The sequence below is a fragment of the Rhodopseudomonas rhenobacensis genome (genome assembly GCF_014203125.1).
GTDB classification, from domain to species: domain Bacteria; phylum Pseudomonadota; class Alphaproteobacteria; order Rhizobiales; family Xanthobacteraceae; genus Rhodopseudomonas_A; species Rhodopseudomonas_A rhenobacensis.
On sequence record NZ_JACHIH010000001.1, the window covers coordinates 371,409 to 395,540 of the forward strand.

The 24,132-nt window shown below is 66.2% G+C and carries 20 protein-coding genes and 1 pseudogene; 17 read left to right on the plus strand and 4 right to left on the minus strand.

The genetic code is table 11. The annotated features are described in order from the left end of the window. Positions 1–43: 43 nt before the first annotated feature. Both HNR60_RS01780 and HNR60_RS01785 read left to right on the plus strand, forming a co-directional pair. Complete coding sequence (locus tag HNR60_RS01780; protein WP_184253586.1) at positions 44–715, plus strand: LON peptidase substrate-binding domain-containing protein; 672 nt, start codon at positions 44–46, stop codon at positions 713–715. Between the two features lie 114 nt (positions 716–829). Further along, positions 830–1,030, plus strand: coding sequence for a Trm112 family protein (locus HNR60_RS01785; protein ID WP_184253588.1), 201 nt, complete (start codon positions 830–832; stop codon positions 1,028–1,030). Positions 1,031–1,221: 191 nt separating this feature from the next. Here HNR60_RS01785 and HNR60_RS01790 read toward each other — a convergent pair whose 3' ends face one another. Then, on the minus strand, positions 1,222–2,442 hold the full coding sequence (locus tag HNR60_RS01790; protein ID WP_184253590.1) for a ubiquinone biosynthesis hydroxylase: 1,221 nt from the start codon (positions 2,440–2,442) through the stop codon (positions 1,222–1,224). A 152-nt stretch (positions 2,443–2,594) separates the two neighbouring features. Between HNR60_RS01790 and tesB the strand changes: the two genes are divergently transcribed. The 9 genes from tesB (at position 2,595) to HNR60_RS01835 (ending at position 13,914) form a co-directional block, all read left to right on the plus strand. Continuing rightward, positions 2,595–3,485, plus strand: coding sequence for an acyl-CoA thioesterase II (gene tesB / locus HNR60_RS01795; protein ID WP_184253690.1), 891 nt, complete (start codon positions 2,595–2,597; stop codon positions 3,483–3,485). A 177-nt stretch (positions 3,486–3,662) separates the two neighbouring features. Beyond that, positions 3,663–4,001 (plus strand): P-II family nitrogen regulator, encoded by a 339-nt coding sequence (locus tag HNR60_RS01800; protein ID WP_184253592.1) that lies wholly within the window; start codon positions 3,663–3,665, stop codon positions 3,999–4,001. A gap of 66 nt (positions 4,002–4,067) precedes the next feature. Further along, positions 4,068–5,369 (plus strand): ammonium transporter, encoded by a 1,302-nt coding sequence (locus tag HNR60_RS01805; protein ID WP_184253594.1) that lies wholly within the window; start codon positions 4,068–4,070, stop codon positions 5,367–5,369. A gap of 383 nt (positions 5,370–5,752) precedes the next feature. Then, positions 5,753–6,091, plus strand: a complete 339-nt coding sequence (locus HNR60_RS01810; protein WP_011470754.1) for a P-II family nitrogen regulator — start codon at positions 5,753–5,755, stop codon at positions 6,089–6,091. A 40-nt stretch (positions 6,092–6,131) separates the two neighbouring features. Beyond that, positions 6,132–7,574 carry an ammonium transporter gene (locus HNR60_RS01815; protein WP_184253596.1) on the plus strand — a complete coding sequence of 481 codons (1,443 nt, stop codon included), beginning with the start codon at positions 6,132–6,134 and terminating at the stop codon, positions 7,572–7,574. Positions 7,575–8,053: 479 nt separating this feature from the next. Beyond that, positions 8,054–9,301 (plus strand): aminotransferase class I/II-fold pyridoxal phosphate-dependent enzyme, encoded by a 1,248-nt coding sequence (locus tag HNR60_RS01820; RefSeq protein ID WP_184253598.1) that lies wholly within the window; start codon positions 8,054–8,056, stop codon positions 9,299–9,301. Continuing rightward, the gene (locus tag HNR60_RS01825; RefSeq protein WP_184253606.1) at positions 9,298–11,778 is read left to right on the plus strand and encodes a DNA translocase FtsK; all 2,481 of its coding nucleotides are present in this window, start codon (positions 9,298–9,300) and stop codon (positions 11,776–11,778) included. Before HNR60_RS01820 ends, HNR60_RS01825 begins: the two co-directional genes overlap by 4 nt. A 275-nt stretch (positions 11,779–12,053) precedes the next feature. Next, the gene (locus tag HNR60_RS01830; protein ID WP_184253692.1) at positions 12,054–12,818 is read left to right on the plus strand and encodes an outer membrane lipoprotein carrier protein LolA; all 765 of its coding nucleotides are present in this window, start codon (positions 12,054–12,056) and stop codon (positions 12,816–12,818) included. Between the two features lie 283 nt (positions 12,819–13,101). Next, the gene (locus HNR60_RS01835; protein ID WP_184253608.1) at positions 13,102–13,914 is read left to right on the plus strand and encodes an exodeoxyribonuclease III; all 813 of its coding nucleotides are present in this window, start codon (positions 13,102–13,104) and stop codon (positions 13,912–13,914) included. A gap of 231 nt (positions 13,915–14,145) precedes the next feature. On the opposite strand, the gene HNR60_RS01840 is transcribed toward HNR60_RS01835, so the two are convergent. Both HNR60_RS01840 and HNR60_RS01845 read right to left on the minus strand, forming a co-directional pair. Beyond that, entirely contained in the window at positions 14,146–14,595 is a 450-nt protein-coding gene (locus tag HNR60_RS01840) for a cyclic nucleotide-binding domain-containing protein (RefSeq protein WP_184253609.1), read from the minus strand. Positions 14,596–14,661: 66 nt separating this feature from the next. Then, positions 14,662–15,348, minus strand: a complete 687-nt coding sequence (locus HNR60_RS01845; RefSeq protein WP_011470763.1) for a response regulator transcription factor — start codon at positions 15,346–15,348, stop codon at positions 14,662–14,664. A gap of 206 nt (positions 15,349–15,554) precedes the next feature. Here HNR60_RS01845 and HNR60_RS01850 point away from each other — a divergent pair, with 206 nt between their 5' ends. Beyond that, on the plus strand, positions 15,555–16,112 hold the full coding sequence (locus HNR60_RS01850; RefSeq protein WP_184253694.1) for a L,D-transpeptidase family protein: 558 nt from the start codon (positions 15,555–15,557) through the stop codon (positions 16,110–16,112). A gap of 265 nt (positions 16,113–16,377) precedes the next feature. Here HNR60_RS01850 and HNR60_RS01855 read toward each other — a convergent pair whose 3' ends face one another. Continuing rightward, positions 16,378–17,037, minus strand: coding sequence for a YggS family pyridoxal phosphate-dependent enzyme (locus HNR60_RS01855; RefSeq protein WP_184253611.1), 660 nt, complete (start codon positions 17,035–17,037; stop codon positions 16,378–16,380). Between the two features lie 192 nt (positions 17,038–17,229). Between HNR60_RS01855 and HNR60_RS01860 the strand changes: the two genes are divergently transcribed. The 5 genes and pseudogenes from HNR60_RS01860 to HNR60_RS01880 form a co-directional block, all read left to right on the plus strand. Continuing rightward, positions 17,230–18,906: a GGDEF domain-containing protein gene (locus HNR60_RS01860; RefSeq protein ID WP_184253704.1), complete on the plus strand. Its 1,677-nt coding sequence runs from the start codon at positions 17,230–17,232 to the stop codon at positions 18,904–18,906. A gap of 185 nt (positions 18,907–19,091) precedes the next feature. Further along, positions 19,092–21,710: a leucine--tRNA ligase gene (leuS, locus tag HNR60_RS01865; protein WP_184253619.1), complete on the plus strand. Its 2,619-nt coding sequence runs from the start codon at positions 19,092–19,094 to the stop codon at positions 21,708–21,710. Continuing rightward, positions 21,697–22,248, plus strand: a complete 552-nt coding sequence (gene lptE / locus HNR60_RS01870) for an LPS assembly lipoprotein LptE (protein WP_184253621.1) — start codon at positions 21,697–21,699, stop codon at positions 22,246–22,248. The genes leuS and lptE overlap by 14 nt, the downstream gene beginning before the upstream one ends. 225 nt (positions 22,249–22,473) lie before the next feature. Next, complete coding sequence (gene holA, locus HNR60_RS01875) at positions 22,474–23,502, plus strand: DNA polymerase III subunit delta (protein ID WP_184253623.1); 1,029 nt, start codon at positions 22,474–22,476, stop codon at positions 23,500–23,502. Between the two features lie 489 nt (positions 23,503–23,991). After that, positions 23,992–24,132 (plus strand): annotated as a pseudogene (locus HNR60_RS01880) (IS5/IS1182 family transposase); the annotation flags it as partial.

Here is a 24,132-nt window from a genome sequence, read left to right on the forward strand (position 1 = left end):
TTCGGGTGTCGTGACCACGCGCGCAGCCAGACCGGGGCCGTCCATGCCGAGCAATGCCGACTATCGCGGACCGGGCGACCTTCCGGAGCGGATTCCGGTGTTTCCGCTGCCCGGCGCGCTGCTGCTGCCGCGCGGCCAGATGCCGCTCAACATCTTCGAGCCGCGCTATCTGGCGATGGTCGACGACGCGCTGCGCGAGCACCGGCTGATCGGCATGATCCAGCCGGATCTGTCGCATTCCAGCAATGAGGCCAAGCCGGAGTTGTTTCGGGTCGGCTGCGTCGGCCGCATCACCCAGTTCGCCGAGGCCGGCGACGGCCGCTACATCCTCGAACTGACCGGGATCGCCCGCTTCAAGGTGGTGGAAGAACTCGCCGCGATCACGCCCTACCGGCAATGCCGGGTCGACTATGGGCCGTTCGTCGACGACTTCACCGCCCGCAAGGGCGAGGAGGCGGTCGACCGCGAGACGCTGCTTTCGGTGCTGCGGGAATTCCTCAAGGCCAACCGGCTCAAGGTCGATTGGGACGGCATCGAAACCGCGCCGAACGAGGCGCTGGTCAATGCGCTGGCGATGATGTCGCCCTACGGCCCGCCGGAAAAGCAGGCGATGCTGGAAGCCCCGGATCTCAAGACCCGCGCCGAAATCCTGGTCGCGGTGACGCAGATGGATCTGGCGAAAAAACGCACCAGCGGCGACCCGCCGTTACAATGATGCGTTACAATGGCCCGACCGCGCCGCGTGCCCATGGTGCGGCGCGCGCCGCCGCGCCGTGGTGCATGATTGCCCGACGCGCGAAGCCTTGATTGAACTTTGCTGGAGCCTGCCATGACCACCTCTGCCTCCGACCGGCCCGAAGCCGGCGTCGACCGCAAACTGCTGGACATCCTGGTCTGCCCGATCACCAAGGGACCGCTGGAATTCGACGCCTCGCGCCAGGAGCTGATCTCGCGCGGCGCCAAGCTCGCCTATCCGATCCGCGACGGCATCCCGATCATGCTGCCGGAAGAAGCCCGCAAGCTCGGGTGAGGGTTTGCTGAAGCGATCGGCGTCTGGAAATTGGCGCCGCTCCAAACTCAGCCGTCATCCCCGCGAAAGCGGGGATCCAGTATTCCAGTGCATTGCGTTCAGCCATCGACGCTGCGGCGTACTGGGCCACCCGCTTGAAGCGGGTGGTGACGGCTTTGCGCGCGGCAACGCTGCGGCGTCACTTATGCCCGCTACAGCGCCTCGCCCTTCAGCAGCCGCGGCACCTCGCCGCCGAGGCCGGCGGCCTGGCGGATGAACAATTCCTTCAACGGCGGCAGCCGGTCGACCACGCCGAGGCCGATGTCGCGGACGCTGCGCAGCAGCGTCGACTTGTTGGAGAACAACAGGTTCAGCGAATTGGTCGCCACCCCCATCGCCATGGTGTCGAACCGCCGCCACACCTGATAGCGCTCCAGCACGTCGGCCTGGCCGAAATCGATGCCGAGCCGCGCCGCATCGACGATCACCTCGGCCAAGGCCGCGACGTCCTTCAGCCCCATATTGAGACCCTGGCCGGCGATCGGGTGGATCACATGGGCGGCGTCGCCGATCAGCGCCAGCCGCTGCCCGATGAACGACTGCGCGACGAAATAGCCGAGCGGAAACGATTTCGGCTTGTCCAGCGCCTTGACCTCGCCGAGCCGCAGCCCGAAGCGCTGTTCGAGCTCGCGGTGAAATTCGGCGTCGGACAACGCGACGATCCGCGCCGCTTCGGCGCGGCTTTCGGTCCACACCAGCGACGAGCGCTTGCCGGTCAGCGGCAGGATCGCGAACGGGCCGGCCGGCAGGAAGTGCTCTTCGGCGCAGCCCTTGTGGTCGCGCTCATGCTCCACCGTGACCACGATGCCGGCCTGATCGTAATCCCAGCCATAGGTGGCGATGCCGGCGCGCTCGCGCAGCTTGGAGCGGGCGCCGTCGGCGGCGACCAGCAAGGCTGCGTCGATCACGCTGCCATCACCGAGCGTCACGCTGGTGGCCTCGAGCCGGGATTCATAACTCACCACCGCAGTGGCGCGCAGCTCGACGCCGGCGGCCTCGGCGCGTTCGGCGAGAGCGTCGATCAGATGGCGGTTCTCCACCATATGGGCGAACGGTTCGCCAGGCTCGATTTGTCCCGCGAAGGTCAGGAACACCGGCCGCGTGGCGTCCTCCAGCGCCGAATCGGTCACCACCATGTCGAGGATCGGCTGGGCGAGCGGCGCCACCGCCTGCCACACCCCGAGCGTGTCGAACAGCCGGCGGCAGGCGGCGACGATCGCGGTGGCGCGCGGATCGCGCGACGGCCGCAGCGAAAGCGCCGGATCGGCGACGATCACCGGGACGTCGGGGCCGAGCCCCTGGCGCAACGCCAAGGCCAGCGCCAGTCCGGCGAACGCGCCGCCTCCGATGACAATGCCTCGCTGTGCCGTCATATCGATGGTTCTCACTCTTGCCAGGGAAACAGAGCTTTGCGAAACAGGCAGCGGGAAGACGCGCCGCTCCGCCTTTGGTTCTATCAGACATCCGATGCGGAGTGAAACCGCGGCGGGCAGGGCGCGCAATGCTCGGAAGGCCGTGAATGCCGATGTCCAGAAGCCTGATTGACCTGATTTCGATCCTCGACCTCGAGCCGCTCGAGGTGAACCTGTTCCGCGGCACCAGCCCGAAGACCTCGTGGCAGCGGGTGTTCGGCGGCCAGGTGATCGGCCAGGCGATGGTCGCCGCCTGCCGCACCGTCGAGGGCCGGCTGCCGCACTCGCTGCATTGCTATTTCATCCTGCCGGGCGATCCGCAGGTGCCGATCATCTACGAGGTGGAGCGGCTGCGCGACGGCAGGAGCTACGCCACCCGCCGCATCACCGCGATCCAGCACGGCCATGCGATCTTCTCGATGATGGTGTCGTTCCACAACGACGAGGAGTCGTCGTTCAACCATCAGGACAAGATGCCGGACGTGCCGCCGCCGGAGAAATTGACCGCCGAGGAGATTTCCAAGCAGCCGTTCTTCAAGGAGATGCCGGAATTCATCCGGCGCTATTACGAGAGCGACCGGCCGATCGAGCTGCGCCCGGTCGAGCTGTCGCGCTATTTCGGCAAGAAGATCGAAGACGGCAAGATTCACGTCTGGATCCGCACCGCGGCGAAACTGCCGGACGATCCGGCGCTGCATCTGTGCGCTTTGGCCTATGCGTCGGATTTTTCGCTGCTCGATGCCGCGATGGCGCGCTACGGCCGCACGCTGTTCGACAAGCGGATGATGCCGGCCAGCCTCGACCATGCGATGTGGTTTCATCGCCCGTTCCGCGCCGACGAATGGCTGCTCTATGTGCAGGACTCGCCCTCCGCACAAGGCGCGCGTGCGCTGGCGCGCGGCACCATCTTCAAGGCCGACGGCACGCTGGTGGCGTCGGTCGCGCAGGAGGGCTCGATCCGCGAACGGCGGGAGAAGCCTGAGAGCGAGACGCCTGCAGGCTAGGCGAGTCAGCTCGCCCGCTCAAATTTTGGGCTGCCGCTGGCTTTGGCGAAAATGCGTTTCGCGGCCGTCCATTCGCTTATTTTCCAAGCGCGCTGCCGCCAAACCCGGCATATAGAGGGGACAAACCCGCTGGCCATTCTGCCGGCCGGGGTCGTTTTTTCAAACCCAGGTTGGTCCATGAAACTCGTTGTCGCGATCATCAAACCGTTCAAGCTTGACGAGGTGCGTCAGGCGCTCACCGAGATCGGGGTCCACGGCATGACCGTGACCGAGGTCAAGGGTTATGGGCGCCAGCGCGGCCACACCGAGATCTATCGCGGCGCCGAATACATCGTGAACTTCCTGCCCAAGCTGCGGATCGAAATCGCGGTCGAGGCCAGCCTCGCCGACGCCGCGGTCGGCGTCATCACCAAGAGCGCCCGCACCGGGCAGATCGGCGACGGCAAGATCTTCGTGACGCCGATCGATCACGCGCTGCGCATCCGCACCGGCGAAACCGACAGCGACGCGCTTTGACGCCGTCACGCTAACCGGCGCGACGCACCCAGCGTCGCGACGCGACACGAGCTGGGGGGCTCACCAATGACCATGATCCGTCGCGCAGCGCCGACCGCGCTGGCCGCTTGCTATGCGGCAACGAGTTTTTCCAGCGCAGCGCTCGCCGACGACGGCACCATCAACGGCGCCGACACCGCCTGGATGATCGTCGCCACCGCGCTGGTGCTGATGATGACCATCCCCGGCCTGGCGCTGTTCTATTCCGGCATGGTGCGCAAGAAGAACGTGCTCGCCACCATGGCGCAGAGCTTGGCCGCCGTGGCGCTGATCTCGATCCTGTGGGTGGCGTTCGGCTATTCGCTGGCGTTCACCGGCGACGGCGCGCTGATCGGCTCGTTCGACCGGCTGTTTCTGTCCGGCATGACCATGGAGGGCGTCAACCCGCTCGCCAAGACCATCCCCGAAGCGCTGTTCATGCTCTACCAGATGACGTTCGCGATCATCACCGTGGCGCTGGTGGCGGGATCGGTCGCCGACCGGATGCGGTTCTCGGCCTATCTGGTGTTCTCGATCGGCTGGTTCGTGGTGGTCTATGTGCCGCTGACGCATTGGATCTGGGGCGGCGGTTTCCTCGGCTCTGCGGGGGTGCTGGATTTCGCCGGCGGTCTCGTGGTGCATCTATCGGCCGGGATCGGCGGGCTGGTCGCGGCGTTAGTGATCGGCCGCCGCCAGGGCTACGGCGCCGACAACCTGTCGCCGTTCGATCTGTCGCTGGCGGTGATGGGCACCGGGCTGTTGTGGGTCGGCTGGTTCGGCTTCAACGGCGGCTCGGCGCTCGGCGCCAATGCGCACGCCGTGATGGCGATCACCGCCACTCACCTGTCGGCCTGCGCCGGCGCGCTGACCTGGGGCGCGATCGAATGGATCACCCGGCGCAAGCCCTCGGTGCTCGGCATGATTTCCGGCGCGGTCGCCGGGCTCGGCACCATCACGCCGGCCTCGGGCTTCGTCGCGCCATGGCATGGCATCATTATCGGCATCGTCGCCGGGCTGGTGTGCTTCTGGGCCTGCACCAGCCTGAAGCAGCGCTTCGGCTATGACGATTCGCTCGACGTGTTCGGCGTCCACGGCGTCGGCGGCCTGGTCGGCACGCTGCTCGGCGGGGTGTTCGCCACCGCGGCGATCGGCGGCACCGCCGGCCTGATCGAGGGCAACTGGATGCAGCCCTTGATCCAGCTCTACGGCATCGCCGTCACGCTCGCGTGGTCGGCCGCCGCCACCTTCATGCTGCTGATGCTGGTCCGGCTCATGGTGCCGCTGCGGGTCTCCCGCGAGCACGAGCGCGAAGGCCTGGACATCTCGCAGCACGGCGAAGCGCTGCAGTAAGGCGAGGGCGCTGGGCCCGTTCTGCGCAAATAATAACCGGGCGGCGGGCCGAAGCGCCAGAACCCGCCCGGTCAGGCGGATTTGCCGCGAGAAAGCCGCGCAATCTGCCTTCCCCATGAGCAGCGATTATGGTCGAACCCTGTCATGCCCGATTCTTGATCAGGAATGATCACGCTTTAGGCGGGTTGCATTGGCGCGCTGCAACCAAATCCCGGTCGAGCCCGAAAAACTACGTAGTCATAAACTGTTAGGGAATATAGCCGTTCTGGCACGGCATTTGATTATAGGGCGGCGGCTGGCCCGCGTAGTGAGACTCCGCGTGGTGAACCTCAGTCGAGATCGCCCGGTCTTGTTCAGGCCGGGCCCAAGCGGGGATAGGACCCATGAAAATTGTTATGGCGATTATCAAGCCATTCAAACTGGAAGAAGTCCGTGACGCTTTGACCGCCATCGGCGTTCACGGTTTGACGGTGACGGAAGTCAAGGGCTATGGCCGGCAGAAGGGCCATACGGAGATCTATCGCGGCGCTGAATACGCGGTGAGCTTCCTGCCCAAGATCAAGATCGAGGTCGCGATCGCCTCGAACCAGGTCGACAAGACCATTGAGGCCATCACCAGCGCGGCGAAGACCGGCCAGATCGGTGACGGCAAAATCTTCGTCATCGCACTCGACCATGCGGTTCGGATCCGCACCGGCGAGGCCGATGCTGCGGCCCTGTAAGATCTCGCGCTCACCCAAAATTCAATCAGGAGTAAACCATATGACGTCTAAACGTCCCTACAGTGCGGGACTGGCTGCGCTTGCCGTCGGCATGTTTGCCGCGACCGCAGCCTATGCCGAGCCCACCGTCAACAAGGGCGACAACGCCTGGCTGATGACGTCGACAGTTCTGGTGCTGTTGATGACGATCCCCGGCTTGGCGCTGTTCTACGGCGGCATGGTTCGTTCCAAGAACATGCTCTCGGTGCTGATGCAGGTGTTCTACACCGTCTGCGTCGCGATCATCCTGTGGGCGCTGTATGGCTACAGCCTGGCCTTCACCGGCGGCTCCGATTTCATCGGCGGCTTCTCCAAGGCGTTCCTGGCCGGCGTGACCACCGATTCGAAAGCCGCGACCTTCAGCGTCGACGCCAACGTCTCGGAACTGGTCTATATCTGCTTCCAGATGACCTTCGCGGCGATCACGCCCGCGCTGATCGTCGGCGCCTTCGCCGAACGCACCCGCTTCGCCGCGGTGGCGCTGTTCATCCCGCTGTGGCTGACCCTGATCTACTTCCCGATCGCCCACATGGTTTGGTACTGGGCCGGTCCGGACGCCATCGACGCCGCCGCCAAGGCGCTCGCCGCTGCGACCGACGACGCCAGCAAGGCCACCGCGCAGGCCGCACTTGATGCGGTCAACGCCGACGCCGGCTGGGTGTTCAAGAAGGGCGCCATCGACTTCGCCGGCGGCACCGTGGTGCACATCAACGCCGGCATCGCCGGTCTGGTCGGCGCGCTGTTGATCGGCAAGCGCACCGGGTACGGCAAGGAACTGATGTCGCCGCATTCGCTGACGATGTCGATGATCGGCGCCTCGCTGCTGTGGGTGGGCTGGTTCGGCTTCAACGCCGGCTCCAACCTGGAAGCCACCGGCGGTGCCGGCCTCGCCATGACCAACTCGTTCGTCGCCACCGCGGCCGCGGCGTTGTCCTGGATGTTCGCCGAGTGGATGATCAAGGGTCACCCCTCGGTGCTCGGCGCGATCTCCGGCGCCGTCGCCGGTCTGGTTGCGGTGACGCCCGCGGCCGGCTTCTCCGGTCCGATGGGCGCCATCGTGCTCGGCCTGGTGGTCGGCGTGGTCTGCCTGTTCTTCTGCACCGTGGTGAAGAACGCGCTCGGCTATGACGACTCGCTCGACGTGTTCGGCGTGCACTGCATCGGCGGCATCGTCGGCGCGCTCGGCACCGGCATCCTGGTGAACCCGGCGCTCGGCGGCACCGGCATCATGGACTACGCGGCCGGCAAGATCGCCGATTACGACATGGTGGCGCAGCTGATCGCGCAGAGCTGGGGCGTCGGCACCACCTTGGTGTGGTCGGGCATCGGCTCGGCGATCCTCTACAAGGTCGTCGACGTGATCGTCGGCCTGCGCGCCACCGTCGAGGTGGAACGCGAGGGTCTCGACGTCGTCGAGCACACCGAGCGCGCTTACAACATGTAAGGGTCTCCCGAGGGCGCGACCGAAAGGCCGCGCCCCGACTTCCGGACCGGGCACCGCCCGCTCCGCCAGGGCTCCGGCGCAAGCTGGAGCCCTTTTTTTGTTTGGGATTCGTAGCCCGGATGAAGCGAAGCGAAATCCGGGAGTGCTGCGGCGACAGCCCCGGATTTCGCTTCGCTCATCCGGGCTACGGGTGCATCGGGTCCCGGACGCGGTGCCGCGTACTTCACGCGGCGCCGTGAGCCGGGACCGTTGCAAGCGCTGCGTTCCGTAACGGCCCCGGATCTGCAGCGCACCACGCCGCAACAGCGGCGCGCTGCGCCGCGTCCGGGGCACGCCTCGCGAGAGGGCTCTCCTGCAGAACTCCTTCACCCAAAAGTCGATGGTTAATCGCGTCTTAACCTCGCCGTATCTATGGTGGCTGATCCGTTTTTCGCTCGATCCCGCATGCGATCGATCGCCTGAAAGTGCTGGCGCCTCGAATGGCCAAGACCGCTTCTTCCCGCGCGGCGCAGGACGCCGGCCACCGCTCCGGCGCGACCGGCACGGAGGCCGAACGCTCGCCGTTCGCGCGGCTGACCGAGTTGCTGGCGCCCTATCAACCCGCCTTGCCGCTGATCAATCTGTCGGTCGGCGAGCCGCAGCACGCGCTGCCGGACTTCGTCGGCCCGGTTTTGGCGCAGCATATCGGTGAATTCGGCCGCTATCCGGCGGCCAAGGGCATTGCGCCGTTCCGCGAAGCCGCAGCCTCATGGCTCGGCCGCCGCTTCAAGCTGCCGCGCCCGATCGATCCGGAGAGCGAAATCCTGGTGCTGAACGGCAGCCGCGAGGGGCTGTTCCTCGCCGCGCTTGCCGCTGCGCGCTACGTCGGTCCCCGCGCCGGCACGCCTGCGATCCTGCTGCCGAACCCGTTCTATCCGGCCTATGGCGCCGGCGCCCGCGCCGCCGGCTGCGAGCCGATCTATCTCGAAACCACCGCCGCGACCGGGTTTCTGCCGGACCTCGACGCGCTCGACGAGGCGACCTTGGCGCGCTCGGTCGCGATCTATCTCGCGTCGCCGGCCAATCCGCAGGGGTCGGTGGCGAGCCCGGCCTATTTTGCCAAATTGAAAACGCTGGCGGATCGCTACGGCTTCATGGTGCTGGCCGACGAATGCTACTCGGAGATCTACACGCGCGAGGCGCCGGGCAGCATGCTGGAGGCGGCCGGGCCGGATTTCGTCAATGTCGTGGCGTTCCAGTCGCTGTCGAAGCGCTCCAACCTGGCCGGGCTGCGCGTCGGCTTCGTCGCCGGCGACAGGAAATTCCTCAACCTGTTCCACGAGCTGCGCAACGTCGCGGCGCCGCAGGTGGCGATGCCGCTGCAGCACGTCGCGGTCGCAGCCTATTGCGACGAAACCCATGTCGAGGAGAACCGGCGGCTGTACCGACAGAAATTCGACCTCGCCGGCCAGATTCTCGGCAACCGCTACGGCTATCGGCGGCCCGCCGGCGGCTTCTGCCTGTGGCTCGACGTGTCGCGGCACGGCGGCGACGAGACCGCGACGGTGAGTCTCTACCGCGACGGCGGCGTCCGCGTGGTGCCGGGCAGCTATCTGGCGCGTCGCCAGCCCGACGGCAGCAATCCCGGCGCCGGCTATATCCGCCTCGCCCTGGTGCAGGACGCCGACGCCACCGCCGAGGCGCTGCATCGGCTGGTGCGCATTCTCGATGAGCAACTGGGTCAATGAGCATGCCGGCGATCGAACGCGTGATTCCTCTGGTCGGGCATCTGCCCCACGCCATCCGCGAGAGCCTGGCGCGGCGGCTGCGCGAACTCGCCGGCGTCGGCCTCGTGGTGCTGGCGATGATCTGCGCCGCGGCGCTGATGACCTGGTCGGTGCAGGACCCCAGCCTCAGCCACGCCACCTCGCGGCCGATCCGCAACATTCTGGGTTATTCCGGCGCGATCGGCGCTGATCTGGCGATGCAGATCTTGGGCCTCGGTGCCATCGCCACCATCCTCACCGTCGCGGTGTGGGGCTGGCGGATGATCACCCATCGCGCCTTCGACCGCGAAGCGCTGCGGATCGCCTGCTGGATCCTGTGCACCGTGAGCGCCGCCGGCTTCGCCAGCTGCTGGCCGCCGGTCGGCGCCTGGCCGCTGCCGACCGGGGTCGGCGGCGTGGTCGGCGACGCTTTGGTGCGCGCCCCCGCGGTGGTGTTCGGCCCGCCCGGATTTCTCTACCGGCTGGTGCTCGGCCTCATTCTCGGCTCGGCGATGCTGGCCGCGTTCGTGATGGCCTGCGGGCTCGGCGCCCGCGAACCGGAACAGACCTCGATCGTGGTCGACGACAGCCACGAGGAGGAAGACGACAAGGACGGCGGCTCGGTGTCGCTCGGCTTCATGGTGCACGCCGCGATGAGCGCCAAGGCGCGGCTCGCGCGTCTCATGACGCTGGCCTATCGGTCGCTGGTGTCGAGCGCGCCGACCGGCCGCGCCGCGGCGTTCGAACGCCAGGAGCCGCGGCTCGGCGGCAGCCGCAGCCCGTCGATCGCGCCGCAAGCCGACGCCGATCATGACGAGGCCGAGCACGACGACGTCGTCGAAAACGACGAGCCCGAGCCTGAGGACGACGAGGAGGACGAAGCCCCGGTCGCCCGCGCGCCGCGCAAAAAGGCCGCGCCGCGGCAGCCGCTGCGCAAATCCGCCGACAAGTTCGAACTGCCCGCGGTGTCGATGCTGACCTCGCCGAAGGCCTCCGACCGCCAGCCGCTCTCTAAGACCGAGCTGGAAACCAATTCCCGCGCGCTGGAAGGCGTGCTCGGCGATTTCGGCGTCCGCGGCGAAATCGTCAAGGCGCATCCCGGCCCGGTGGTGACGCTGTACGAATTGGAGCCGGCGCCCGGCATCAAGTCGTCGCGCGTCATCGGGCTCGCCGACGACATCGCCCGTTCGATGAGCGCGCTGTCCGCCCGCGTCGCGGTGGTGCCCGGCCGCAACGCCATCGGCATCGAGCTGCCGAACCCGCACCGCGAAAAGGTTTACCTGCGCGAACTGCTCGTGGTGAAGGACGGCAACGAATCGGTGGCGAAACTGCCGCTGTGCCTCGGCAAGAACATCGGCGGCGATTCGATCATCGTCGATCTCGCCCGGATGCCGCATCTGTTGATCGCCGGCACCACCGGCTCCGGCAAATCCGTCGCCATCAACACCATGATTCTCAGCCTGGTGTATCGGCTCAGGCCGGATCAGTGCCGGCTGATCATGGTCGATCCGAAGATGCTCGAACTGTCGGTCTATGACGGCATCCCGCATCTGCTGACCCCCGTCGTCACCGACCCGAAGAAGGCCGTGGTGGCGCTGAAATGGGCGGTCCGCGAGATGGAGGAGCGCTACAAGAAGATGTCGAAGTTGGGCGTGCGCAACCTCGACGGCTACAATTCCAGGCTCTCCGAAGCCAAGGCGCGCGGCGAGGAATTGACCCGCACCGTGCATACCGGCTTCGACAAGGAAACCGGCAAGGCGATCTACGAGGCCGAGAAGCTCGACCTCGAGCCGTTGCCCTACATCGTCATCATCGTCGACGAGATGGCCGACCTGATGATGGTCGCCGGCAAGGACATCGAAGGCGCCGTGCAGCGCCTGGCGCAAATGGCGCGCGCCGCCGGCCTCCACGTCATCCTCGCCACGCAGCGCCCCTCGGTCGACGTCATCACCGGCACCATCAAGGCGAACTTCCCGACCCGCATTTCGTTTCAGGTCACCTCGAAAATCGACAGCCGCACCATCCTGGGCGAGATGGGCGCCGAGCAACTGCTCGGCCAGGGCGACATGCTGTACATGGCCGGCGGCGGCCGCATCAGCCGCGTGCACGGACCGTTCGTCTCCGACGAGGAGGTCGAGAAGGTGGTGCGCCACCTCAAGACCCAGGGTCAGCCGGAATATCTCGAGGCGGTCACCGCCGAAGAGCCGACCGACGAGGACGGCGCGGTATTCGACGCCACCGGAATGGGCGGCGAGGGCGGCGACCTGTTCTCGCAGGCGGTCGCCATCGTCAAGCGCGATCGCAAGGCCTCGACCAGCTATATTCAGCGACGGCTGCAGATCGGCTATAACCGCGCCGCGTCGCTGATGGAGCGGATGGAACTGGAAGGCATCGTCGGCCAGGCCAACCATGCCGGCAAACGCGAAATCCTGGTCGAGGAAGAGGAAAGCGGATTTTGACCGTGAACCCGCCGATCGATCCCGTCCCGGAGTCGCGAAATCGCCACAGCGCTGGCTTAGCCGCAGGGCGCGCGACGGCCGACGAGCCGGTCGATGGGATTGCAGGATCTCCGGTGGCCGTCCCGTTGCAGCGCGCGAAATCGGTCCCCACCCGGACCGCAACCGATGTAAAATGCCGCAGTCTCGCCGACCAGGACGACGCAGTGACGATCAACGCTTTGAGAACCGACCGCACGCCCCGGATCTCGCGGCGCAAGGCAGCCGCGCAGCGCGCGCTGGCGCTGGCGCTGGCGCTCGGGCTGTTGGCGGGGCCGGTCGCGGCGCAGACCGTGCCGTTGCCGAAGCCGTCGCCGAAGCCGCGCGACGGCATCCAGCTCACCGCCACCACCACTCCCACTCGGGGTCCCTCGAGCGCCGCCACCCAGGCGCCGCCGGAGCCGGTGATTCCCGATCCGCGCCGCAACGTGCCGAGCCCGCTGTTCGTCACCTTCGACGCGGCGCAGAAGGCGCAGGCCGCCAAGGTCAGCAGCTATCTGTCGTCGCTCTCGACGCTGGTCGGCAACTTCGTCCAAGTCGGGCCCGACGGCAGCCGCACCAAGGGCGACTTCTACATCCAGAAGCCCGGCAAGGTGCGCTTCGAATATGACGAGCCGAGCCCGATCGCGATCATCGCCGACGGCTCCTCGGTGGCGGTGCGCGACCGCAAGCTCGCCACCCAGGACATCTATCCGCTATCGCAGACCCCGCTGCGCTACTTGCTCAGCGACCGTATCGACTTGCTGCGCGATACCAACGTGGTCAGCGTCACCGCCGACGATCTGTTCATCTCGGTGGTGATCGAGGAAAAGCAGGTGCTGGTCGGCACCAGCCGGCTGATGCTGATGATCGGCGCCAAGGACAATCAGCTCAAGCAATGGACTGTGACCGATCCGCAGGGCTACGACACCACCGTCGCGGTGTACAATCTCGACGCCACCAAGCGGCCCGATCCCGGCATGTTCAAGATCGACTTCACCAACTACGCGACCCCGCCGGGGTAGCGCGTTTTCGTTTTGAGGCGTCCAATCAAGACCACAGCCGTCATTCCGGATTGCGAGTTCGAAGAACGAGCAAGTCCGGAATCCATACTCCTGCCGGGGTTATGGATTCCGGGCTCGCTCGCAGCTTCGCTGCTCGCGCCCCGGAATGACGTCGTGAGTTTTGGGCGAGCGCATCAATCCATTTCAAAGAGTCTCTAGCGCCATCCAAGCTTTATCCCTCGAGACGCGCGCAGGGGCGCGCGCCTCGGGATGAGGCCTCCTCGTTTTACGCGATCGGATCCCCATGCGCTTTTCGCTCTCGACCTGGAATATCAATTCGGTGCGGCTGCGCATCGATCTGGTGGCGAAGTTTCTCAAGAGCGAGCGGCCCGACGTGCTGTGCCTGCAGGAAACCAAATGCCCCGACGACGCCTTTCCGCTGAAGCGGTTCAAGCGGCTCGGCTATGAGCACGTCGCGCTGAACGGGCAGAAGGGCTACCACGGCGTGGCGATCGTTTCGCGCCTGCCGTTCGCCTCCACCGACATCCGGGTGTTCTGCGAGAATTTGGATTCCCGGCACATCTCGGTGGCGTTCGCGCCCGAGCACACCGCGTCGCCGCTGGTGGTGCATAATTTCTACGTGCCGGCCGGCGGCGACATTCCGGATCCCGCGCTCAATCCGAAGTTCAAGCACAAGCTCGCCTTCCTCGACGAGATGAAGAGTTGCGAACCGCTGCATCCGCAGGGCGACGCCCGGCACATCCTGGTCGGCGACCTCAACGTCGCGCCGCATGAGCACGACGTCTGGTCGCACAAGCAATTACTTAAAGTGGTGTCGCATACCCCGGTCGAATGCGAGAAGCTGTTGGCCGCGCAGCATCAGGGCGGCTGGCTAGACGTCGCGCGCGAACGCATTGCGCTGTCGGAAAAAATCTACACCTGGTGGAGCTACCGCGCCGCGGATTGGACGATCGCCAATCGGGGACGGCGGCTCGATCATATCTGGGTGTCGCCGGCGCTCGGGCCCTGCGTGCAGGACTACAAGGTGCTGCGCGACGCCCGCGGCTGGGACCGCCCGAGCGACCATGTGCCGGTGACGGTGGTGATGGAGTTGTAGTGGAAGCGTAGCTTGCCTCAGTGCCGAATCAGTATGCCGAAGCCGTGTCGTGAAGTAGGATGCTGAAGCCGCGGCGACGGCAGCGCGCTCCCTCGCCCCGCTCTTGCGGGGAGAGGGGTGGGGTGAGGGGCTCTTCCTTGTCGAGGCGCCCCTTACCCGACCCGGCTTCGCTTGCGCTACGCCGGGTCGACCTCTCCCCGCAAGCGGGGAGAAGTGAACAGGAGAGGGCTGCTACGACCCCAGCTTCGCCCCAGCCTTGGAAATCTCGCTGGCGATTCTCGTGGTGCGGGCGGCGAATTCGTCGCGCAGCCGGACGGCGGCGGCGGGATCGGCTTCCAGCACGCGCTGAAACAACCCGCGTCCGATGCGAATCACCGAGGAATATTCCTGCGCCACCGCGGTGGAGGGCCGCGGCATCGCCAGCAGCAGCGCCAGTTCGCCGATCAGCGCGCCGGGCTGCGCGATGATCTCGTGGCTGCCGGCGTCGTCGGCGCTGATCTTGAACGAGCCGCGCTGCACCACATAGCCGGCATCCGCGGTGTCGCCGGCGCTGAACAGCACGTCGCCGCGGGCATAGACGTGCTGATCGGAGCCGATCGCCAGCATGCGTAGCGAGGCGTCGCCCAACAGGCGCAATGTCGGGACGCGCTCGAGCAGGGCAACATCATCTTCGATCGACATCAAGGACCGGCTGATCGGGACGCAGGGACAATGTTCGCTAAAAAGCGAATCGGCGCCCGAATCGTATCACGGCACCAGCTTGTAGCCACCGGCTTCGGTGACCAGGATCTCCGGATTCGCCGCGTCCTTCTCGATCTTTTGGCGTAGCCGGTAGATGTGGGTTTCCAGCGTGTGGGTGGTGACGCCGGAATTGTAGCCCCACACCTCCTGCAGCAGCGTCTCGCGGGACACCGGCGACAGCCCGGAGCGATACAGGAAGCGCAGGATCGCGGTTTCCTTCTCGGTCAGCCGCACCTTCTTGGCGTTGGCGCCGGTCAGCATCTTGGAGCCGGGGCGGAAGCTGTAGGGGCCCACCGTGAACACCGCGTCTTCGCTGGCCTCGTGCTGGCGCAGCTGGGCGCGGATCCGCGCCAGCAACACCGCGAAACGGAACGGCTTGGCGACGTAGTCGTTGGCGCCGGATTCCAGCCCGAGCACGGTGTCAGAGTCGGTGTCGTGGCCGGTCAGCATGATGATCGGCGCCTTGAAGCCGCCCTTGCGCAGGCTGCGCACCACCTCGCGACCGTCGGTATCCGGCAACCCGACATCCATCAGCACCAGGTCGGGCGATTCGGCCTTGGCGGCGATCACCCCCTTGGCGCCGGTATCCACCGCCGAGGCTTCGAACTCCTCGTGCAGCGACAATTGCTCGACCAGCGCGTCGCGCAGGTCGTTGTCGTCGTCCACGATCAGGATCTTGCGAGCGTTCGGCATCGATGAGGTCCTTTGGGCGGCGTCGGGATCGCGTCGGGACGAGCGGGGGCCTTCGTCGGATCGCGCTCCCAAGCGGCGATTCGCTGGGGTAGTGTGGTCCAGATAGGAACGTTTGCCGCCAAATATAACTCCACAGCCGTGAAATTTTAGTTCGCGGCGACCGCAGGAAAGCCCGCGATCCGGTGCAACCCGTTACTTTATCGACGATTCGTCCGATTCTGCGGCACCCGCCGAAGCGCGGCGCCGCGCTCTCCGTGGTGCTGGTCCACGCCGCCGCCGGCAACCCGCAACGCGGCTGGCTGACCGCCGGCGGCATCACCATCCCGGTCGCGCTCGGCCGAAGCGGCCTCAAGGCCAACAAGCGCGAGGGCGACGGCGGCACGCCGCGCGGCAGCTTTCACCCCAAACGGCTGTGGTGGCGCGCCGACCGGCTGCCGCGGCCGCCGACGTTTCTGCCGGTACGCCCGATCACCGCGCAGGACACCTGGTGCGAAGACCCCGCCGACCGGCATTACAACCAGCCGGTCCGGCGGCCGCCCGGCGGCCCCGGGGATCGGCTCCGGCGCGACGATCATCTCTATGATCTTATTATCGAAATCGACCACAACGCGGGGCCGCGGGTGGCCGGGCGGGGCAGTGCGGTGTTCCTGCATCTCGCCCGCGACAATTTCGGCCCGACCGCCGGCTGCGTGGCGATGCGCCGCGGCGCGCTGCTGCGGCTCTTGGCGCGGATCGGGCCGCGGACCAGGATTGTGATCGGGTGAGCCTTCACACGCGGGTCGCGTCATCCTGAGGAGCCCGGCGAAGTCCGAAGGACGAAGCCGGGCGTCTCGAAGGATGGGCCGCAGGCACCGTCGTTCGTCATCCTTCGAGGCTCGCCGCAAGTGCGGCGAGCACCTCAGAGTTTGTGAATCTATTCGAATTTCAGCGTCTTTGTGGCAGCTAAGTGCTTGATTTGACTCAACTCGAAAAACGCAAAATCTAATAGATTCACAGGCTCTCAGGATGACGACTCACGACAGCCGGCAATCACCGATGCCCGAAAATCGCCGAGCCGACCCGCACATGGGTGGCGCCGAACTGGATGGCGACGGCGAAATCCGCGCTCATCCCCATCGACAGCTTGGTCAGGCCGTTGCGGGCGGCGATCTTGGCGGTCAGCGCGAAATGCGGCGCCGGCGCCTGGTCGACCGGCGGAATGCACATCAGCCCGGCGATCGTCAGCCCGTAAGTGTCGCGGCAGGCTTTGATGAACGCGTCGGCCTCGGCCGGCACCACGCCGGCCTTTTGCGGCTCCTCGCCGGTGTTGAGCTGCACGAACAGCTCGACCGCACGACCCTGCGCGGCGATTTCCTTGGCCAGCGCCTGGCACAGGCTTGGCCGGTCCACCGAATGGATGGCGTCGAACAGCGCCACCGCCTCCTTGGCCTTGTTGGATTGCAACGGCCCGATCAGATGCAACTGCACGCCCGGATAGGCCGCGCTCAGCGCCGGCCATTTTGCCTTGGCCTCCTGCACGCGGTTTTCGCCGAACACCCGTTGCCCCGCCTCGAGCACCGGGGCGATGCCCTCGGCCTCGAACGTCTTCGACACCGCGATCAGCGTCACGTCGGCGCGCCCGCGGCCGGCATCGGCGCAGGCCCGCGCGATCTGCCGCTCGACCTCGGCCAGTCCCGCCGCGTCGCTCATGCCGGCGCTCCCGCCCGGCGCGTCGGCACCGATGGTAAACAGAACATTTCCGGACTTCGGACGACGGCTGCGGACCCGATCAAGGCAGTTGAACCTAGGTAATGCTACGGGGATGGATCGAATTGTAGCGAATTGCAGAAAGGCTTCTTGAACCCTTTCCCATAGCCTATCCGGCGGGGAATGGGGATGAAGATGTCACGCGTCGGTCTCAACCGCAAAAAGGCGAAACTCAAGGGCATATTCGGAATTCGCGCCCGGCTGGTGCTGCTGGCGCTGATTCTGGTCGGCCCGTTGATGGTCGAACGGATCCGCTCGCTGGAGGACACCCGCGTCAAGCAGGTGACGATGGCGTCCAGCGAACTGGCGGCGCTGGCCGAGCGCACCGCCGCCTCGCAACGCGAGATCATTTCCTCGGTCGAGGCGGTGCTGAAGTCGTCCGCCTATATCCACGCCTCGGCGTCGCGGATCGGCCGCGGCTGCGCCACGCTGCGCGCCAGCCTGCGCGTCGACCTGCCGTCGATCCGCATGCTGATGGTGGCGGGCGCCGACGGCATCGTGCGCTGTTCGACCTCGGCGATCTTCGTCGGCACCAACATCAGCGACCGCGCCTATTTCAAAAGGGCGATCGAGACCCACGATTTCGTGGTCAGCGATTTCCTGGTCGGCCGGCAGACCGCCAAGGGCACCATCCTGGCGGCCTATCCGGTGTCGGCGATCGACGGCGGCGAAGAGGCCGTGGTGGTCGCCGGCCTCAACCTCGACTGGATGTCGGGGGTGATGGGCAACCTCGCCGGCCGCCCCGGCGTCACCGCGGCTTTGGTCGACGGCGACGGCACCGTGCTGGCGGCCCCGCCGGACCAGATGGAGCTGATCGGCCGCCCGTTCTCCGCTCCGGCCGAGCCGGTCGGCTCCGGCGTCAACGATCTCGGCGCCGAGGAGCGGGCGTTCTTCGCGGAGCCTCCCGCCAACAACCGGGCGGTGTATTTCGCGCCGATTCGCGGCACCACGGCGCGGCTGGTGGTGGCGGTCGACGAGACCAAGGTGTCGGCCGGCATCAACCGCGATATCCGCACCGCCTATCTGCAGCTGTTCCTGGTCTGCTTCATCGTGCTGCTCGGCGCCTTGATCGCCGCCGAACGGCTGATCGTGAAGCCGATCAACCTGATGACCGAGGTGGCGCAGAAATTCGGCCAGGGCGATTGGTCGGCGCGGGTCTGCCGCAAGCAGCTGCCGTCGGAGTTCGTGCCGCTGGCGCGGGCCTTCAACGCCATGGCGGCGCATCTGGTGGAGCGCGAGCGCGGCTTGGTGGCGATCAACAACCGCCTCACCGTGATGGCCTCGATCGACGTCTTGTCCGGGCTCGCCAACCGCCGCGGCTTCCAGAGCCGGCTCGACTTCGAATGGATGAAGGCCGAGCAGAACGGCTCCGATGTCGGGCTGTTGATGATCGACGTCGACCATTTCAAGCCGTTCAACGACACCTATGGCCATCCCGAAGGCGACGCCTGCATCAGCCGGATCGGCGAAACTCTGGCGGCGATCGCCAACGAGATCGGCGGCTTTGCCGCGCGTTACGGCGGCGAGGAGTTCTGCCTGCTGCTGGCGGAGGCGGACCGCGCCTCCGAGGTCGGCGAAATGGTGCGCAGCGCCATCGCCCACCTCGCCATTCCGCACCAGACCAGCATTTTCCAGCAGGTGACGGTCAGCGTCGGCGTCGCCCGCACCGTGCCGCACCCGGCCAATGCGCCGCGTGACCTGATCGAGGCGGCCGACGCGGCGCTGTATGCCGCCAAGCATCGCGGCCGCAACGCCGTGGTCGAGCACGGTTTCGTCCGCGGTTCGGATTCCGGGCTGTCGATGGCGAGCTGAGGCAAGCCCGCCAGGCAACCCGGCACCGTCTCGCGGCTTGTCGCAAGCCATTGACCCGCCACCGGCTTTTGTGGCCTAGTCGCCCGCCTCACGCGCCGAGCGAGCACCGGTTTGCGACCTCATTCGCGCATCCTCCTTTTGCTGCCACAGGCGCTTGAACCGGCCGGCCAGTCTTCGAACAGCCCATGATCAACGAACGCTACAACGCCCGCGAATCCGAGCCGCGCTGGCAACGCCAGTGGGACGACCACGCGATCTTCGCCACCAAGAACGACGATCCGCGGCCGAAATACTACGTGCTGGAGATGTTCCCCTACCCGTCCGGCCGGATCCACATGGGCCACGTGCGCAACTACACGATGGGCGACGTGGTGGCGCGGACGATGCGGGCGCGCGGCTACAACGTGCTGCATCCGATGGGCTGGGACGCGTTCGGCATGCCGGCGGAAAACGCCGCGATGGCCAACAAGGTGCACCCGAAATCCTGGACCTACGCCAACATCGCCACCATGAAGGCGCAGCTGAAATCGATGGGGCTGTCGCTGGACTGGTCGCGCGAATTCGCCACCTGCGATCCCGGCTACTACAAGCACCAGCAGCGGATGTTCGTCGATTTCCTGGCCGCCGGGCTGGTCGAGCGCAAGCAATCAAAAGTCAACTGGGACCCGGTCGACAACACCGTGCTGGCCAACGAGCAGGTGATCGACGGCCGCGGCTGGCGCTCCGGCGCGCTGGTCGAGCAGCGCGAATTGACGCAATGGTTCTTCAAGATCAGCAAATATTCCGACGATCTGTTGAGCGCGCTGGACCGGCTCGACCGCTGGCCCGACAAGGTGCGCATCATGCAGCGCAACTGGATCGGCAAGTCCGAAGGGCTGCGCTTCAATTTCGGCCTGGTCGGCGCGCCGGAGGGATTTGATACGCTGCCGGTGTTCACCACCCGGCCCGACACCATGTACGGCCCGACCTTCGCGGCGATCTCGCCGGATCATCCGCTCGCCAAGGCGCTGGCTGAAACGAATCCGCAAATCGCCGCCTTCAACGAACAGTGCCGCAAGATGGGCACCTCGCAGGCCGAGATCGACACCGCCGAAAAGCTCGGCTTCGACACCGGCATCAAGGCCGCGCATCCGGCCGACCCGTCCTGGCATCTGCCGCTCTACATCGCCAATTTCGTGCTGATGGATTACGGCACCGGCGCCATCATCGGCTGTCCGGCGCATGACCAGCGCGACCTCGACTTCGCCCGCAAATACGGGCTGCCGGTGATCGACGTGTTCAAGCCGCTCGGCAGCGACGAGAGCGTGCAGGACACAGCCTTCGTGCCGGCCAAGACCGAAACCGTGCAATATGTGCATTGGGTCGGCGAACCCGGCGTGATGACCTGCGAACAGGCGATGGCGCGCTCGCTGGAGATCTTCGAGCGCGACGGCTGGGGCCAACGCGAGATCAATTTCCGGCTGCGCGACTGGGGCATTTCGCGGCAGCGCTATTGGGGCTGCCCGATCCCGGTGATCCATTGCGAGGTCTGCGGCGTGGTGCCGGTGCCGATCAAGGATCTGCCGGTGCAATTGCCCGACGACATCGAATTCGATAGTCCGGGCAATCCGCTCGACCGCCATCCGACCTGGAAGCATGTCGCCTGCCCGCAATGCGCTGGCCCGGCGCGGCGTGAAACCGACACCATGGACACCTTCGTCGATTCGTCCTGGTACTTCTCGCGTTTCACCGATCCGTGGAATACCGAAGAGCCGACCACCCGCGCGGTGGTCGACCGCATGATGCCGGTCGACCAATATATCGGCGGCGTCGAGCACGCGATTTTGCATCTGTTGTACAGCCGGTTCTTCACCCGGGCGATGCAGGCCACCGGCCATGTCGGCTTCGACGAGCCGTTCCGGGGCATGTTCACCCAGGGCATGGTGGTGCACGAGACCTACAAGACGCTCGACGGCACGTTCGCCTCGCCGGCGGAAATCCGCATTCTCGCCGACGGCGACAATCGGCAGGCCAGCCTGTTGGACAGCGGTCAGCCGGTCGAGATCGGCCCGATCGAGAAGATGTCGAAGTCTAAGCGCAACACCGTCGACCCCGACGACATCATCGGCAGCTACGGCGCCGACACCGCGCGCTGGTTCATGCTGTCGGATTCGCCGCCGGATCGCGACGTGATCTGGAGCGAGGACGGCGTCAAGGGCGCCAGCCGCTTCGTGCAGCGGGTGTGGCGGCTGGTGTCGACGCTGGCGCCGCATCTGCCGGCGCCGGGCGGCAAGGTCGACGCCGCGAATCACCCCGCCGCGCAGGCGCTGCGGGTCGCGGCGCACCGGGCGCTGTCCGACATTCTCGGCGGCATCGACCGGCTGCGCTTCAACACCGCGGTGGCCAAGCTCTATATCTATGTCGGCGACCTCGAGACCATGCTGGCCAACGCGCCGGAAGGCCTTGCCGCCGATCCGGTGCTGGCCGCGGCGGCGCGCGAGGCGGTCGACATCCTGGTGCTGTTGATCGCGCCGATGATGCCGCATCTGGCGGAGGAGTGCTGGAGCACGATCGGCCATAGCGGCCTGGTGTCGGAAGCACGCTGGCCGGAGATCGAGACCGGCTTGCTGGTCTCGGACAGCATTACGCTACCTGTTCAAGTCAATGGCAAGAAGCGCGCGGAAGTCACAGTGGCCAGGGATGCGCAAAATCCGCAAATTGAGGCTGCCGTTTTGGCGCTCGATGCGGTAAAACAGGCCCTGGATGGAAAACCTGTCCGCAAGATTATCATTGTTCCGCAAAGGATCGTGAATGTCGTGGGCTAGTCCCCGCCTTGCCGCCCGACTGATCGTCGTCGCCGCATTGGCCGCGCTGACCGCCGGTTGTTTCCAGCCGATGTATGCCGAGCGTAGCGCCGGCGCGCCGGGCTTGCGCGACAAGCTGGCCAGCATCGAGGTTCCGGCGGTCGACGCGCCGAACGGCTCGCGGGTGGCGCGGCTCGGCGTCGAGATCCGCAATGCGCTGATGTTCAAGCTCTACGGCAATGCCACCGGCATGCCGCCGACGCATCGGCTGGAGATCAAGCTCGTCACCTCGCGGTCCTCGCTGATCGTCGATCCGTCGACCGCGCTGCCGTCGATCGAGAACTACGGCATCGATGCGTTCTTCGTGCTGAAAGACAACGCCACCGACAAGGTGATCCTCACCGGCAACACGTTCGCGCGGGTGTCCTACGACGTCCCCGGCCAGATGCAGCGCTTCGCGCGGCAACGCGCGTTCCGCGACGCCGAGGATCGCGCCTCGCAGGAAATCGCCGAGAACATCCAGACCCGGCTGGCATCGTTCTTCTACGCCGGCATCTAGGCGATCGGCTCGGCGGCGATTAGCAACGACGAACCTGGCCGCGAGGTTGCTTCACCTCTCCCTTTGGGAGAGGTCGACCGGCGTAGCGAAGCGAAGTCGGTCGGGTGAGGGGTTAAGACCTATCGAGGGATCGTAACCCCTCGCCCCACCCCTCTCCCCATGGGAGAGGGAGCAGGCTGCCGTCGCCGATGCACCAGTTTCGATTCTGATCCAAAGAGGCTTGTGATGGTCGCGCTGCGCGGACGAGAAGTCGATAGTTTTCTCGCCCGGCCGGACTCCGGCCGTCCGATCATTCTGCTGTACGGCCCCGACGCCGGCCTGGTGCGCGAGCGCGCCGAGGCGCTGATCGCCTCCGCGGTCGACGATCCTTCCGATCCGTTTTCTACCGTGCGCCTCGACGGCGACGAACTCGCCGCCGAGCCGTCGCGCCTGGTCGACGAGGCGATGACGATTCCGATGTTCGGCGGCCGTCGCGCCATCCGGGTGCGCGCCGGCTCGAAGAATTTCGTCAGCGGCGTCGAGACGCTGGCCGATTCCGCGCTGAAGGATTGCCGGATCGTGATCGAGGCCGGCGACCTTAAGCCCGACGCAGCGTTGCGCAAGGCCTGCGAGCGCGCCAAGACCGCGGTGGCGATCGGCTGCTACACCGACGGCGAACGCGACCTCGCCAAACTGGTCGACGACGAATTCCGCAACGCCAATCTGCGTATCGCGCCGGACGTCCGCGCGCTCTTGGTGTCGCTGCTCGGTGGCGACCGCCAGGCCTCGCGCAACGAGGTGCGCAAGCTGGTGCTGTACGCCCACGGCCAAAGCGAGGTGACGCTGGACGACGTGATGGCGGTGGTGGCGGACGCGTCCGAACTGAAGCTCGATCCGGTGATCGACGGCGCCTTTGCCGGCAAGCCGTCGCTGGTGGAAACCGAGTTCACCAAGGCGATGAACGCCGGCTCCAATCCCGGCAGCATCATGATGGCGGCGCAGCGCCACGCCGCCCTGATGCACAAGGCGGCGCTCGCGGTCGACGCCGGCGCTTCGGAATCCTCCGCCGTCGAAGGCGGCTTTCCGCGGCTGCATTTTTCCAGGAAGGCGATCGTCGAAGCGGGCTTGCGCAATTTCACCGCGCCGCGGCTGCTGGCGATCGTCGATCAGCTCGGGGCCGCCGCGCTGGAGATGCGCAAGCAGAATGCGCTGGCCCCGGTGATCGCGCAGCGCGCGCTGCTGGCGATCGCGGTCAATGCAAGGCGGCGGAGCTAATCCGCTGAGGAACTAACCCGCTTTCGTGCGCGCCGGTCATTCCCGCCTTCGTGCGCGTTGGTCATTCGTGAGAGAAGTTGCGGCCAACCACACAAAGAGCCGTCATCCCGGGGCATGAGCGGCGTAAGCCGCGAGTGAACCCGGGATCCAGTACTCACCGCCCTGGGATACTGGATTCCGGGTTCGCTCGAGCTACGCTCTCGCGCCCCGGAATGACAGCTTGTTGTGTGGTCGGGCAGATCGACCAACCGCAACTCCCGTTGCCGTTGATTGCGGCGACGCGAACTAAGCGTCGTCATCCTGAGGTGCTCGCCGTCTTCGGCGAGCCTCGAAGGATGCGGCTACGAATACGCGCGGCACATCCTTCGAGACGCCCGACGTCGCGCTATCGCGCTCCGCCGGTCTCCTCAGAGCCTGTGAATCTTTCATTTTGGTTGGCATGTCTGCTTTGGCATGATTCAATTTTGCAGCGATCAGGGAGTTGCTGCGATGGCCGAGAAGGAATTGTTTTCCGAGCTTTCTGTTCAGCATTCGGCGAAGGTGTTGGACGCAGGACGGGCGCGGCTGCGCGAGCCGGTGCGCGATCAGATCGAACTGCGGTCGGTGGACCTCGACGCGCTGCTTTCGGCG

Coding starts and splice junctions, on each gene's coding strand:
- HNR60_RS01785 (WP_184253588.1), top strand. CDS start 830: ATGACCACCTCTGCCTCCGACCGGCCCGAAGCCGGCGTCGACCGCAAA.
- HNR60_RS01860 (WP_184253704.1), top strand. CDS start 17,230: ATGTCACGCGTCGGTCTCAACCGCAAAAAGGCGAAACTCAAGGGCATA.
- HNR60_RS01825 (WP_184253606.1), top strand. CDS start 9,298: ATGAGCATGCCGGCGATCGAACGCGTGATTCCTCTGGTCGGGCATCTG.
- tesB (WP_184253690.1), top strand. CDS start 2,595: ATGTCCAGAAGCCTGATTGACCTGATTTCGATCCTCGACCTCGAGCCG.
- HNR60_RS01820 (WP_184253598.1), top strand. CDS start 8,054: ATGGCCAAGACCGCTTCTTCCCGCGCGGCGCAGGACGCCGGCCACCGC.
- holA (WP_184253623.1), top strand. CDS start 22,474: ATGGTCGCGCTGCGCGGACGAGAAGTCGATAGTTTTCTCGCCCGGCCG.
- lptE (WP_184253621.1), top strand. CDS start 21,697: ATGTCGTGGGCTAGTCCCCGCCTTGCCGCCCGACTGATCGTCGTCGCC.
- HNR60_RS01780 (WP_184253586.1), top strand. CDS start 44: ATGCCGAGCAATGCCGACTATCGCGGACCGGGCGACCTTCCGGAGCGG.
- HNR60_RS01840 (WP_184253609.1), bottom strand. CDS start 14,595: ATGTCGATCGAAGATGATGTTGCCCTGCTCGAGCGCGTCCCGACATTG.
- HNR60_RS01845 (WP_011470763.1), bottom strand. CDS start 15,348: ATGCCGAACGCTCGCAAGATCCTGATCGTGGACGACGACAACGACCTG.
- HNR60_RS01790 (WP_184253590.1), bottom strand. CDS start 2,442: ATGACGGCACAGCGAGGCATTGTCATCGGAGGCGGCGCGTTCGCCGGA.
- HNR60_RS01855 (WP_184253611.1), bottom strand. CDS start 17,037: ATGAGCGACGCGGCGGGACTGGCCGAGGTCGAGCGGCAGATCGCGCGG.
- HNR60_RS01810 (WP_011470754.1), top strand. CDS start 5,753: ATGAAAATTGTTATGGCGATTATCAAGCCATTCAAACTGGAAGAAGTC.
- HNR60_RS01815 (WP_184253596.1), top strand. CDS start 6,132: ATGACGTCTAAACGTCCCTACAGTGCGGGACTGGCTGCGCTTGCCGTC.
- HNR60_RS01805 (WP_184253594.1), top strand. CDS start 4,068: ATGACCATGATCCGTCGCGCAGCGCCGACCGCGCTGGCCGCTTGCTAT.
- HNR60_RS01800 (WP_184253592.1), top strand. CDS start 3,663: ATGAAACTCGTTGTCGCGATCATCAAACCGTTCAAGCTTGACGAGGTG.
- leuS (WP_184253619.1), top strand. CDS start 19,092: ATGATCAACGAACGCTACAACGCCCGCGAATCCGAGCCGCGCTGGCAA.
- HNR60_RS01835 (WP_184253608.1), top strand. CDS start 13,102: ATGCGCTTTTCGCTCTCGACCTGGAATATCAATTCGGTGCGGCTGCGC.